Here is a 13,061-nt window from a genome sequence, read left to right as displayed (position 1 = left end):
TCCTCCTTAACATTTCAAGCAGCATCGCTTAAAGATGCCCTCTTCAGCTGGTGTTAACATTTCAAAATAAAGCTCGTCCAATTGAGGATCTGGATGTTTCCAATCGTAGTGAAATTCATGTTCTTCTAAATCTAAGGCTTTAATAGAGTCTTTATTTAATAATGGGGAACCTTTATACAAATATAGTCTTGTTTCATATTGAATTGGATCTACTATATTTCCTAGTTGATTATCCTCTACAAAAGTTCTGAATGTCGTAAGGTCTTCAAATTTCGTCCACGGATTAAACATGATAAACGTTGGATTCAACTTGATATCAATCTCTCTTAAGTAGGCAATTGCTTCCTCAATATCTGAAACAGTAGTATCCTTAGCAACCGCATCAAGTACTTCTTCAGATGGGAATTCTAATGCTGAGGTAATAAATTTGACTCCTAGGTTCTTCATTTCTAAAAGAGTTTCTTTATTTTCTAAGATGTGATCTACGCGAGTGGTAAAATCATATGTTAAGTCAGGAAATTCTTCGTGAAGTTTACGTAAAATTTTGATTCCATGATATTTTGCATTAAAGAAATCTGCATCAATGAATGTAAGGTGAGTCATTCCCCCTGCAACTAAATTTCGAATATCTGTTAACACTATATCCTCTGGAACTAAAATGACTTTGCCATCGTATGCTGCAAATACTGAACAGTATAAGCATTTGTGGTGACAGCCTCTTGCAATTTCAGTAGAGCCTACAACTTCTTCCGATCCTAAAATATGATTAATTTGCTTTTGAGGGTATTTATACAATGGTGGTAATAAATCTCGTGAAGGTATGTCTAGGTGATTACGTGCCATGTAAGGATGTATGGATTCTCCTTTTATCGCTTGCTCTGCACTTAATAAGCCTGGGATATTTTCTTGTACATCGCCAGAAAGATGTTTAGCTAATAGGGTTAATGGGTGCTCCCACTCCCCACAAATACAGGAGTTACTATACTTTCCAGCTAAACGATTAGCGTTAATCGTGGCATGTTGTCCAAAAAAGGTTATGTGGGCTTCTGGGTTAAGATCTGCGGCCCGTTTTGCGATCTCGATTCCAGCATGCACTGCATCAAATAACGGAACGGAAATTGCGATTAAATCTTTATCAGAAAACTTTTCTTCCACTATGCCTTCAACGTAAGTATCTAAAACTGAAACGTTAAAACCTGCTTTAATTAAAGGAGTGGCTGCTGTAGCAATAGTATTTGGTTGAAAGCCACCTTCAAAATTTGAAACTAGTAAAATATTCATTAATTAATCCCCCTAATTTCTTCTTATGGCCAAGCTGGATCTGTCATCATGATAATAGTAGCTGTTGCCATCGTAGCTTTCATAAACCACATCTTACATTTCAATTTTATTTTAATTTTAATTTCCTATTATTAGAGTATTTTTGATTGTTCCTTAATAAGTTATTTCATTTATTTAAACTCGTGGCCAAACTGGGTCTGCCATCATGATAATAACGGCTGCTGCTATCGTAGCTTTCATAAACCAAGTCTTATACTTCAATTTCATTTCAATTCCTCCATTATTAGAGTATTTTTGAGTTCCTCTTAACAATTTATTTTACTTATTTAAACTCGTGGCCAAACTGGATCTGCCATAGAGATAATAACGGCTGCTGCCATCGTAGCGTACATAAGCCATATCTTATATTTCAATTTCATCGCTCCCTTTCATTTTTGAATATTCAAATTATTTTAATTAAGTTTCCCTAACTGTCATCATAAATATGGAAGTGTTAACCTTACTAACTAGTAATCTTCAAACTTTATCTTTATCTTCCTCCTTTTTCACACCATTTAACATCAGTTAACATTTTTAATCATTTATAAGTTTTGTTATAAATGTTAATTCATAAGTAAATAGTAATAGATGTGGAATTACTTGTCAACATATTTTGAACATTTAACAAACTATTTACATTTTGTTCAAAAATGTTAATAATAGAGATAGGTAAATAAAGAAAAGATTGGGGTAGTTTTTATGTTAGGACAGCGCATAAAAGAATTAAGAAAAGAATCAAAGTTAACGCAGCAAGATTTATCAGAGGGCATCATTACTAGAAGCTATCTAAGCCAGATCGAAAAAGGCCTTGTTCAGCCTTCATTTGATGTATTAGAAAAGTTAAGCGAGAAACTAGATTGTACAGTCGATGATTTCTTTAAAACTATAGAAAATAAAGATTTACTTTTATCCCAAGTAAAAAAAGAAATAAAAACTGCAGAAAACCAAGTAAATGCGAATTCATTTGATAAAGTTGAAGCATTTATTCAAAATAAAGAATATTTGTCCCGGAACGATTTAAATGAATATGACAAAGGTATTTTAATGTGGATACATGGAAAGTATTACGAGCATAAAAAAGACTATAACCACGCCATTACTTTCTTTGAAAAGAGTTTTTCAAAGCTTGAAAAAGGTAAACATACGAATGAAATGCTTCGTTCTTTAGACTCTCTTGGCTCTAGCCATAGCCAGGTTAATAATAATGAAAAAGCACTTCATATTCTAAATAAGGCTTATCGTATTATGATTTATGATCAAATTAGTGGAATGATAAGAATATCCATCTTGGTTAATTTAGGGGTTGTTCACGGTAAATTAAAGGAATTTTATTCTGCCATTAATTTTTTAGAAGAAGCAAGGGACTTAAATGATAGTCTAGGCACCTTTTATAAATCAGGAGAAATTTTTATGGCTCTGGGAATTTGTAATATGGAGTTAAAACGTTATAAAGATGCCAAAGGTTCTTATGAACGGGCTCTTAAATACTTTAAACTTAGTGAAAATAGATACCATGAGGCCGGTACCTATACCAACCTAGGAATTTTATTTTCTTACCAAGAAGACTATTATCAAGCTGAACTTGATTTGAGAACAGCTATAAACATTTATAAGAATTTGAATGCAGAAGAAGCGAGAATTATGAACGCGCAGGTAGAACTTGCAAGAGTGTACTATTTACAAGAAGAATATGTAAAGGCTTCTTCTATATGTGAAGACATTATAGGTATAAATGATGTTAATAAACATAAGGCACAAGCATTTGAACTTTTAGGAGATATTAATTGTAAATTATCTAATACAGAAGAAACATTAAGAAATTATAGTGAAGCAAAAAGAATTTTGGTAGAACAATCTATGCCATGTGATTATGTCTGTAAAAAGGTGGCTGATGTTTACTTCCAGTTAGGAGATTTCCAAAAAGCTGCAGATTCCTATAAAGAATGCTTTTAATACAAAAAACAGTGAGTTACTCTGACTCACTGTTTTTTATGATTTCTTGGTAGATAGTTGGCGATAAGATACGTTTAACTTCTTTCTCATCTACCTTATAGTAACACCAGGTTCCTCTTTCACAACGTATAAGTATTCCTGCTTCAACTAATAATTTCAAATGATAGGATAACTTAGATTGAGAAATTTGAAATTTATCCTGCAAATCGGATACACATAACTCCTTACAACAGGAAATTTCCTGTAAAAGTGCAAGTCTAGTCTTATCACTAAGCGCTTTAAATTTATTTTCAACACCTGTAATCATAATTAAATCTCCAATGGGTTCTTAATTGTTATAGATAATTCTTTTTCTACAGAATCGGCTTTACTACATGAAGGACTCTGCTCATCTCCATAGACAATAAAATAACCCAAACGATTAAAATTACTCTCGGTTCGTTGGACTGATTCACCATCGTTAACATACCACTTCTGTTCTTTTATAGAAGCAGATTGGAACTGTTCATCGAAGTACACTTTCCCTTCCTTATTTGCTAACAAGAATCGAATGGAGGCAGAAGGAACAGTAGATGAAGACAAATCTATGGAAGCAATTCCTTTGCCTAAGGTAACAAGGAAAGCTAAAGCTTTAAGATCTACTCCAGTGACTGCTTTCACCAGGTGTGGAATCTCATCGCCTCCAGGTCTAGCGTTTACTTCCACTATTCTTGGACCCTTCTCTGTTAATTTGACCTCAGTATGAGTAACGGCAAAATCCACATCTAAAGCAGCTAAGCTTTGTTCTACTAGCCTTTTAATTTCATTCTCTTCATTAGTATTTAAGTTTGCAGGGAAATCATGTCCTACTTCAATAGAAAGAGGATATGGAGTTACAAGTTTCTTTGTAATTCCAATAATAGTAGTTTGGCCATTAACCGTTACAGACTCAATACTAAACTCCGGTCCATCTAAAAACTCTTCAATAAGTATGTCTGAATCAATGGTTTGGCCCACAATGTTTTTCTTACTTTTCACAATATGTTTAATAGCTGTTGTTATTTCTGATTCGTTCTTACATAAGTAAACATTTTTACTTCCTGAATCATTAGAAGGTTTAACAATAAGGGGAAAATCCATGCCTTGAAGTTGGGATTCCAAGTTACTGTCTGAAGTAACAAGACGATATTGGACCTCTCCTACACCAGCTTCATTTAGTTTTTGCCTAGCCATTTTTTTATTTCTACATCTTAAACTAGCTTCGTAAGGTAGTTGATACTTTAATTGCAGCATTTCACTTATCTTAGATGCCAAGGGAATTCTATACTCATTCATGGTAAAAACTGAAATGACCTCTAGCTGATTAGTTAGTTGGAGACACTTTTCTAACACAGCTTCTTCGTCATTTAAATCAATTTCAACAGGTATATCCACATCAAAAATTTCATCATATGAAATCTCTTTTCTTAATAAAATGATTTTATAGCCCTTCTCCTTTACTAATTGAACTTCATTATCCCTAGGACTCACTAAAATAACATATTGATTCTCCATAGATTGGCTCCTTATTGGCAGCATGTAGAAGATGGTTTACTTTCTACCCTTACCTCGACTTGATCCCTTAACTTTTGAGCATTAACAGCAATCGCGATACCCGTTATTTGACCGATTTCTTCCTTGGTAAAACCTAATTGTTTAGCTGTTAGAACTGCGTTCTTCAACGTATCCTGATCGTTTAATAAAGTAGCTGAAGTTAAAATAGCTACAACTTTCTCTCTTTCTGGAAGTGTGCCCCCTTCGACTGCTTCCGTAAAGAAAGTATCAAAACAAGAATTTAATTTTTGATTTAAAGCTAACATGTATTTAACACTCCTTTTTAACTTTATTAACATTTTTATTATTTTTATTAAAATGTTTTATTTTGTTAATTAAATAATATAATCTATTTCAATACCCGTCAACAAAAAAATCTGAAAAAAATGGCAATTTAATCATTGACAATTGAAATAGTTGTATTTTACAATTGTTTCAACAAGCAAATAAGGTGTGGTGAAAAGAATATGAACAACGTAGAAGTGGGAAAAGAATCTCATCAATTTCGTCAAATGCTTCAAATCCTAATTAGACGCTTTGGTTTACTCGAAAAAGAAGGTGCACAATGTTGTGGGGTTTCTTTAGTACAGAGTCATATATTATTTGAAGTGGAGCGCACAAAAACCCCATCTTTAAATGAACTATCTTCTTCTTTAGGGTTGGATAACAGTACATTAAGTCGTCACATTCAAGGATTGGTAGAACGTAACTTAGTAAGTCGTATACAATCCCCTACTGATCGTAGATATGTAACCATTACGCTTACTCCTGAAGGTGAGCAATATGAAGATGAGATTGCTAAACAGATGAATATATATATTCAAGAAATCCTTTCTAACGTACCAGAAAATAAACGGGGTCAAGTTTTAGAAAGTATTGATTTAATTTTAGGGGCTATGAAAAACAGCAGTTGCTGTTAATGCCTCTTTTTCTAAAAGTAATAGTTGTATTTTGCAACTATTGTAAATATACATAGTTTCGAAGTTTAAATGAATTAGGAGGAATGCTTTATGCCAGATTTAGTAACCAAAGTATTATTGGAGTTTCTATCTTTAAGTAAGAACTTATTAGTTTTATTCCTTGGTATTTCTTTTTTCATTAGTTTTATTCAAGCCTATGTTCCTTTTGAAAAAGTAGAGAAATGGATGGGGAGTAAAAACCCTTTCCTAGGTAACTTAGCAGGTGCACTACTTGGTTTTATAACACCGTTCTGTTCATGTTCCACTATTCCCTTACTAGTAACTATGCTCAATCGTAATGTTCCTTTCCAAACAGTAATGACATATTTATTTACTTCACCGTTATTGGATCCTTGGATTTTAGGGTTAATGGCTTATATCTATGGAGTAAAGGTAACAGCTATTTATACCGTTACAACTTTTGTATTCTCTATGATTATTGGATGGTATTTAAATAAGAAAAACTATAAAGAGCAAGTTAAAAAAGTCATGATTAAAGGAAATCTCCCAGAGCAAGATGAACGTCGCAGAAAAGATCTTGTTTTAAACATTAAGGAATCCATTAAGGAAACTATAGATTTAATTCGTTCAGTTCTCGTATATATATTAATTGGTGCATTCGTAGGAGCAATTATTAAGGAGGCAGTGCCAACCAATTTCTTGACATTTATTTCTGATCAAAACCAATGGTGGGTTATCCCATTAGCAGCTATTATTGGTGTTCCATTATACATTCGTCTATCAACGATGTTACCAATTGCTCAAGCTTTACTTGTTAATGGATTCCCTATTGCTCCGACTATGGCATTGCTAATAGGAGGTGCTGGTGCAAGTTTACCTGAAATCATTATGTTGAAGAGTATTTTCCATAAGAAATTAGTAAGTGCATTTGTTGTATCAGTGTTTTTGATGGCAACTGTTTCAGGCTATTTATTCTTAGTATTAGAACTTTAATGGAGGCGAAGAAAAATGGGATTAATGTCAATTTTTAAAGGAAATAAGAAAGAAAAAGATTGCTGCAATATCGAGATTGTAGAGATAAAAGAAGAAAAGAGCACTTGTTGCTCAAGTGAAGCTAATAAGGAGCAAAAGAAAGAAGCTTAAAAAGGAGTGAGTAATTATGATGTATGAACTAGAATTTATACTCATGCAAGAACAACGTGCGATGAATTATGCATCTCGTCAACAGACACATGATACTAATTTATTAGCTAAAGAGAATTACCTTTCAAAAATAAAAGGTATTATATCCAGAAATTCCAATGTCACAAAGTCTAATTCTCAATGTTGTGTACCATGTTGCTAACACTATAAATAACAGACAATTTAAAATATTAAGTACAATAAAGGTGAAACAATGGTATATCGGGAGATAAAACTACCTAATGAGTTATAAGTGGGGAGGTTTTATCTTCCTTTTTTATTTCTTTGTTTCTTAAAAATAAGACGAGGAGGATTTGTATGAATAATGTTTTTAATTTTTATGAGTTCAGAAGACATAGAAAAATCAAGAAGTTTTTTCGTTTCATTTTAGTAATAGGGATAATTCTTCTATTCTTTGTATTTACTTATCTTTTAATGGTAACAGGGACAAACCAACCGAAGGAGCTTCCTTCTTATATTGAGCCTAAACCATAATTGTTGAATGTCTAGCTTCCTCATTTAAACTCAAGCATCTTTAGTTAATCTTATTAAATACAAACAACAAGGCCCCTTCAAACTCTCAAGGGACCAGATGTTATATATTGAAACCACGTATTTTTTAGATACTCTTCTTCATTCCACATTCTCGACATTCACGTAAGAAAATGCCACCTTTTACAGAACTTTTGAAGTAAGCTGAGTTGCAATTATCGCATCTGCCACTAATTTTGTCCGGGAATTCAGCATAGTCATACACCTTATCAAAATCAATTTCTTGCTCTTTTATTTCTTCCAGGTTAATCACTCTTTTCTGTTTGGCTTTCCTTAGACTAACACATCTATATCCCTAGAAAAGAGTTATGATAAAATTATTTTATATAATACGTGACTTTTTATATTTGAATTAAAAATCTTGTTCCTTCCACAACAATCCAATTTCTTGTTCACGTTGCAAAACCTTCTCCAGATAACGTTCGGTGGTCTTACGGTCACTGTGACCTAGTTCTTTTTGAATTAAAAAGATGTCTGCTCCCTGCTGCCGACTATAAATCGCATAAAAATGACGAAAGTAATGAGGCGTAATCCTGTTATTACGTTCTTTTATAAAAGGTAATTCCGTTCGTTCAATGATACGCACAATATAATTACTTAAGTTTTTATATTGATAAAACTCTCCTTCTTTAGTTGGTAATAATGGACCTTGATCACTTGAATTTAATACTGTACTGACATGACGTCGTTCTCGAAAAGTAAGAATGCGTTCATATAGCGATGGATGAAGTAACTTATCAAATTTCTTTCCACCCTTCCCTACCCCTCTTAGTCGATAATGGCCACTTAAACTGTCTAGATATACATCTCCCCATGAAGCTTTAGCTATTTCCTGTACACGCAATCCTGTCATGGCCAACATCGTTAACAATCCATAATTAATAGGATGGTCTTTATAGTAATCTAGAAGCTGTTTGACTTCATGATAATACAAATCTCGATTTGGAATTTCTTGTTCAGATAATGATGTACTCAAGATTTCTTTATACAATGGTTGCTGTATGTAATTCGTTTCATGTAGCCATTTCATAAAACTTTTTAAAATCGTCATTTTCGCGTCTAAAGTTGCAGGTGAATAAGGTTTCCCGCCCTTCCCTAACAATGCAGTGCTTAAATAGTCCTGGTAGTTCCGTATATGCCAAGGACGTAGGTTTTTAAAAATAGTTTCTTCTATATAATAGTCAACATCTTGGCGCAAGAACGACTCACTTTTTACCGCATACTGATAAAACTGCAATAAAGTCCGTAAGTATTCGGTTTTTGTATTTTCTTTTCGTTCTCGATCCTTTCGAATATGCTTTCGCTGATGGACATAGTAGTACATCATTTCTTCATCCGTAAAATCACTGAACATATCTTCACTTTTTCTCTGGTGATTCTCATTTCTTTCTTCTAATGCATCATAATATTTATTATCTAGCATCAATGAAAAGATTTTATTGAAATCCCCTTTTCTTTCTCTTACTTCCGTTCCGATATGTACTAATGAGACATCTCGCATAAAACTTCTCCTTTCATCAAGCATGTCTTGTTATTTATAGGTTTTTCCTGTGTTGGAATAGTTTCTTATCTATGTGAAGGTAAAGTATATATTTATATGTATATAGATGATAAAGAACCTTTAAATTGTGATAATATTTCTGCTAGCAATAGCCAAACTATAAATTATTTTAATTAAATACCTAATGCTTTTGTAATTAAATATATATTAAAAGTTACTTATTATATTTATTACTCATTAATTGTAACTTATTTAAAAGTAAAAGTGTAAATTTACTTTTTATATAAATAGTTTAATATTTATATTGTTTGTAGAAAAATCTCCTATTTGTCATCAGTTAGAGTAAATAGTAAAACATAATATTATATAAGTTGGTTTTACTATTTACATATCAGTTAAAAAAACTTTATCCTTATAACTATACATAAATATGATATAATTAATTATCAAATATAAGAAAAAGAATAGGAGTGTATGTCATGATTGATAATCTGACTAAAATTATTACCATTGAAGATATAATGAGAATGTTAGGTATTTCATCAAAGAAAACTATTTATACATATATTCAACAAGAAAAATTAAATCCTATTAATAAAGATGACTGGCATATCGAAGGACGTTATGAATTTGATATCGAGGATGTTGTTCGTTTACAAGAAGAGTTAAAAAAGCCAGGACTTACGACAAAAGAAGTTGCGAAGCAACTCGATATCTCTGTCACGACGGTGAATAAGTATATTAAACAAGAACTGTTACCGGCGTTCCAAGAAGAATACAGGGGCATTAATTGTTATTTTGTCAATGAAGAAGATTTAGAAGAGTTTAAGCGTACACATGAAGTGGGGCGCAAACCGAGTAAGCGTCATTTCTATCATGCTGAACAAAATGTGGCTTTATTTCAGCTTTTTGTGAAAAAAGGTGAAGAAAAAGAGCAGTTTGCACGTATCATCTCGGTAGAAGATCCAATTATGGCCGTTACAGAGCAACATGAAGAGATAACAGTAGAAGAATTACTTGATCGAGGCTATGAAGCAGCCTATAAAATTGAATCGAAAAAAACGATTACGAAAGAAGGCTATGCAACGTTTGCCTTTAAGCAAACAGCCTATGCGAAATCACAGCTTTATAAGCTCCTGGATTTATTCTATCAATATCTAAGCCCGACCAATATGAGGATTACACCACAAGAAGAGAAAGAGCAATTTTTGATTGAAATTAAACCAGTATTACTGACGGAATCAGCACAAGAAATCGTCGAGTTATTAGAGTCGGTTCTTGTCTCAGGGAAAATTAACAAGCGTAGCCGTGGCATTTATATTGATAGCGATTTGGAAGTGGTACGCGTGAAAGTAACAAGTGATTTGAAAGAAGAGTTGCAACAAAAAGCGAAAGAACTAGGTAAAAGAAACATTGAGGAATTGTTACTATACGCTGTACAAAAATTATAAAATGGAATAGAAAAGACACCTAATAAAAGGGTCTTTTCTTGTTTAGATACTACTTTGAATTATCAAGTTTCTAGTGCATATCTCCAAAAAGGTCTAGCTTACTTTTCATATAAAGATAGTAACTATTTAATTCTTTTTTATCACTAATCTTAAATAAAACATCATCGTTATTGTAGAATTAGGAACAATCTCCTTAAAAGCTTCCTAATCTGAAGACATTGCCACTCCTGATTCTCTTGCTGCTTAACAATTTTTTACAACCTTTTTATGATTTAGTCACATAATGTTCATTTCCACTTAGAGATGTACTTAAAGTAGAACATCAGGCTTCACAAGCATTTGCAAATAAAAATTTCTCCAATATCAAGTATATGTATTTGGTAGGTGACTACAATTCTCTACTTTTTAAAAATTTATAAGGTGTTATTCCCACCAATTCTTTAAATACCTTTGTAAAATGGCTCTGGTTAGCAAAATGTAACAAGCTACAAATTTCAGAAATAGAATATGATGAAGAAGTAATTAACGCTTTCGATTCCTCTATTTTTACTTTTTGAATATATGTATTTAGTAATATTCCTGTTTCTTTTTTAAATAATCTTGATAAATAACTAGGATGTAAATTTACTAACTCAGATAATTTGGATACTTTTATGATGTCATAAATGTGATCATTTATAAAATTCATGCAGATAGTAATTTCTTTAGAATATATATTATTTTTACTTGTACGTACGCGTTGTCCAAGATCAATAAATGCTTCTTTTGTTAAAGTTTTTATGCACTCTAAATCTTCTGAGCTCTCTATACTTTTAACATAGATATTACTTAAGTCATAAGCAATTTCAGAGTACAGCCCACCTCTTATGGCAGAGGTTACTGCAAGAGTAATGTTTGAAAGGGCCAAGCTTTTTAAAATTTTCAAATCATATCTCTTAGAAGAATATGCATAGTGAAATTCTTGATCTAGAATATCAATAAAATTATCTATCTCTTCACTATTACCTTCTTTAATTAGTTCAAGTAATTTTTCATGCTTAGCATTGTGATCTTCAGAAGCAATTAAAGAAGTATCTTCATCTTCCATTACATTTTCCGTTTTCATCTTATTCAATTTAAACATGTGTTGTAAATCAAGCTCTTTTTGATAAATCATATAGTAAAGAATAATCCCATGGCGTATTAAATCTACTCTTTTGACTATAGGAATGGACTCATAGTATGAAAGAAGCGATTTCGTTTCTTCAAGTGTACCCAAACTATTAATGAATTCTTTTAATATTCCTAGAGGATACTTCTTATACATAAAAGGACCAACAACCATTGCTCCTTCAAAATTATCCTTATGTTTCAAATTAATTATTAAGAAATTTTCAAGAAATTTCGTTGGTTTAATTAGTGGATAATCATTACACACCTCCTCATTGATAAGTATCTTGATATGGTCTATTTTATGAGGAGAAAGAGAAGGCTGGGAAGAATGTGGAGAAATTTGAAAAATCAATTCTTTCTCTTTATTAAAAAGAAAGAATGAAAGTTTAAAAGTTTCTGTCATATTTTCACAAATGAATGTTAATTGCTCTTTATTGGGAATTTCCATAAAAAAAATCCTTTCGTAGACTATTTTTATTAATTTCATAGATATAATATCATACTTATTTGCAATAATTTTCATTGATAAACCAAAAGCCCTCTTGATATCAAAGAATCAAGGGGGTTTTTGGTTTAATACAAATATTTATGTTACTTAGTAAACTAACCTTTAAAGTCATAACTTCCTATTATAACAAGAAACGAATTAGCGATACCAGTCTATATATTTATGATTCATATACTTTATTACTTGCTCTAAAAGCTACAAAATACCATATAATATTTGATAAGAATGCAGCCACACCTAAACTTATCGCCCCTATAGAGATAATCATACTATTGTATGAAAAAATGTCCATGAATACCATTACTAAAAGTGCTGTAATAGCTATTAACATTCCTAAACCACAAAAAATAGCCATTACAATTCTCATTGAATCAACACCCAGTGCATAAATAATTAAAGGTATAAGATAAAAAATTAACACTGTTCCCACTGAAGACCACATTCCTACATCACCAAATTTGTTAACATTGGGTCCAGTATTAGAAAGCGAAGATAGGGAAGATACTATAAGCAATGAACAAAGTAGAACTGCTGATACTATAGTGGCTAGTATTACTGAATTTCTTTTGTTTTTAGTATTCATATTTTTTCCTTTCTTTTTCAGTATTAAAATGTAATCGAAAATTAGAATTAGTTATTAGCTTATTGACATATATGTCTTAATAATGAACTATCCTGATCCTCTCAATACTTTATGTAAATAAACTGAATTAGGGATCTACGAAAAATATTCATAGACCCCCGATAGAGAATATAAAATTAGCAAACTGCAAAACTAATTGTACTTACTACTTTGCAGTTAACACTTAAAGATGAACCTGCGCGTAGCTCTACATCCTTCTTTGAATCTAAAACTTGAAGAGATAATACTTTTTTCACAAAAATCACCTCCTTTTAGTTAGTGACCTTCCATTAAAGCTATTACGCCAATACATTTAACTTTTGGCTGC

At 31.9% G+C, this 13,061-nt stretch carries 14 protein-coding genes; 5 read left to right on the top strand and 9 right to left on the bottom strand.

Annotated elements, in window-relative coordinates; all coding sequences use genetic code 11:
• Positions 1 to 6 precede the first annotated feature (6 nt).
• The gene (arsL, locus tag LJC66_RS07560) at positions 7 to 1,281 is read right to left on the bottom strand and encodes an arsinothricin biosynthesis radical SAM protein ArsL (protein ID WP_221816176.1); all 1,275 of its coding nucleotides are present in this window, start codon (positions 1,279 to 1,281) and stop codon (positions 7 to 9) included.
• A gap of 738 nt (positions 1,282 to 2,019) precedes the next feature.
• On the opposite strand from arsL, the gene LJC66_RS07555 reads away from it, so the two are divergent.
• The gene (locus LJC66_RS07555) at positions 2,020 to 3,273 is read left to right on the top strand and encodes a helix-turn-helix domain-containing protein (protein ID WP_195694654.1); all 1,254 of its coding nucleotides are present in this window, start codon (positions 2,020 to 2,022) and stop codon (positions 3,271 to 3,273) included.
• Positions 3,274 to 3,289: 16 nt separating this feature from the next.
• Here the strand turns inward: LJC66_RS07555 and LJC66_RS07550 are convergent, their stop codons facing one another.
• Genes LJC66_RS07550 through LJC66_RS07540 form a run of 3 tightly spaced genes read right to left on the bottom strand, consistent with a single transcriptional unit; the run spans position 3,290 to position 5,111 of the window.
• Entirely contained in the window at positions 3,290 to 3,580 is a 291-nt protein-coding gene (locus tag LJC66_RS07550; protein WP_116516816.1) for an ArsR/SmtB family transcription factor, read from the bottom strand.
• 2 nt (positions 3,581 to 3,582) lie between these two features.
• The gene (locus tag LJC66_RS07545) at positions 3,583 to 4,806 is read right to left on the bottom strand and encodes an ATP-grasp domain-containing protein (RefSeq protein ID WP_230932184.1); all 1,224 of its coding nucleotides are present in this window, start codon (positions 4,804 to 4,806) and stop codon (positions 3,583 to 3,585) included.
• A gap of 11 nt (positions 4,807 to 4,817) precedes the next feature.
• Positions 4,818 to 5,111: a carboxymuconolactone decarboxylase family protein gene (locus LJC66_RS07540; RefSeq protein ID WP_116516818.1), complete on the bottom strand. Its 294-nt coding sequence runs from the start codon at positions 5,109 to 5,111 to the stop codon at positions 4,818 to 4,820.
• A gap of 201 nt (positions 5,112 to 5,312) precedes the next feature.
• Between LJC66_RS07540 and LJC66_RS07535 the strand changes: the two genes are divergently transcribed.
• From LJC66_RS07535 to LJC66_RS27675, 3 genes are all read left to right on the top strand, one after another.
• Positions 5,313 to 5,765, top strand: coding sequence for a MarR family winged helix-turn-helix transcriptional regulator (locus LJC66_RS07535; protein ID WP_116516819.1), 453 nt, complete (start codon positions 5,313 to 5,315; stop codon positions 5,763 to 5,765).
• Between the two features lie 90 nt (positions 5,766 to 5,855).
• Positions 5,856 to 6,758, top strand: coding sequence for a permease (locus LJC66_RS07530; RefSeq protein WP_230932183.1), 903 nt, complete (start codon positions 5,856 to 5,858; stop codon positions 6,756 to 6,758).
• 15 nt (positions 6,759 to 6,773) lie between these two features.
• On the top strand, positions 6,774 to 6,908 hold the full coding sequence (locus tag LJC66_RS27675; RefSeq protein WP_269067562.1) for a hypothetical protein: 135 nt from the start codon (positions 6,774 to 6,776) through the stop codon (positions 6,906 to 6,908).
• 658 nt (positions 6,909 to 7,566) lie between these two features.
• Here the strand turns inward: LJC66_RS27675 and LJC66_RS27940 are convergent.
• Positions 7,567 to 7,743, bottom strand: coding sequence for a DUF8096 family protein (locus LJC66_RS27940; protein ID WP_483879671.1), 177 nt, complete (start codon positions 7,741 to 7,743; stop codon positions 7,567 to 7,569).
• A gap of 108 nt (positions 7,744 to 7,851) precedes the next feature.
• A complete protein-coding gene (locus LJC66_RS07520; protein ID WP_230932181.1) occupies positions 7,852 to 9,000 on the bottom strand; it encodes a tyrosine-type recombinase/integrase in 1,149 nt (382 codons plus the stop codon).
• A gap of 479 nt (positions 9,001 to 9,479) precedes the next feature.
• On the opposite strand from LJC66_RS07520, the gene LJC66_RS07515 reads away from it, so the two are divergent.
• Positions 9,480 to 10,451 carry a helix-turn-helix domain-containing protein gene (locus LJC66_RS07515; RefSeq protein ID WP_230932180.1) on the top strand — a complete coding sequence of 324 codons (972 nt, stop codon included), beginning with the start codon at positions 9,480 to 9,482 and terminating at the stop codon, positions 10,449 to 10,451.
• A 388-nt stretch (positions 10,452 to 10,839) separates the two neighbouring features.
• On the opposite strand, the gene LJC66_RS07510 is transcribed toward LJC66_RS07515, so the two are convergent.
• The 3 genes from LJC66_RS07510 to LJC66_RS07500 form a co-directional block, all read right to left on the bottom strand.
• On the bottom strand, positions 10,840 to 12,051 hold the full coding sequence (locus LJC66_RS07510; RefSeq protein WP_230932179.1) for a helix-turn-helix domain-containing protein: 1,212 nt from the start codon (positions 12,049 to 12,051) through the stop codon (positions 10,840 to 10,842).
• 220 nt (positions 12,052 to 12,271) lie between these two features.
• The gene (locus LJC66_RS07505) at positions 12,272 to 12,694 is read right to left on the bottom strand and encodes a DUF5391 family protein (RefSeq protein ID WP_142339099.1); all 423 of its coding nucleotides are present in this window, start codon (positions 12,692 to 12,694) and stop codon (positions 12,272 to 12,274) included.
• 176 nt (positions 12,695 to 12,870) lie between these two features.
• Positions 12,871 to 12,990 carry a class III lanthipeptide gene (locus LJC66_RS07500; RefSeq protein ID WP_205413786.1) on the bottom strand — a complete coding sequence of 40 codons (120 nt, stop codon included), beginning with the start codon at positions 12,988 to 12,990 and terminating at the stop codon, positions 12,871 to 12,873.
• Positions 12,991 to 13,061: the final 71 nt, after the last annotated feature.

The organism is Priestia sp. TSO9, from assembly GCF_021029645.1.
Taxonomy (GTDB): Bacteria; Bacillota; Bacilli; order Bacillales; family Bacillaceae_H; genus Priestia; species Priestia megaterium_E.
Note: the sequence above shows the minus strand (reverse complement) of the source record. Positions and strands in the feature narration are given on the sequence as shown.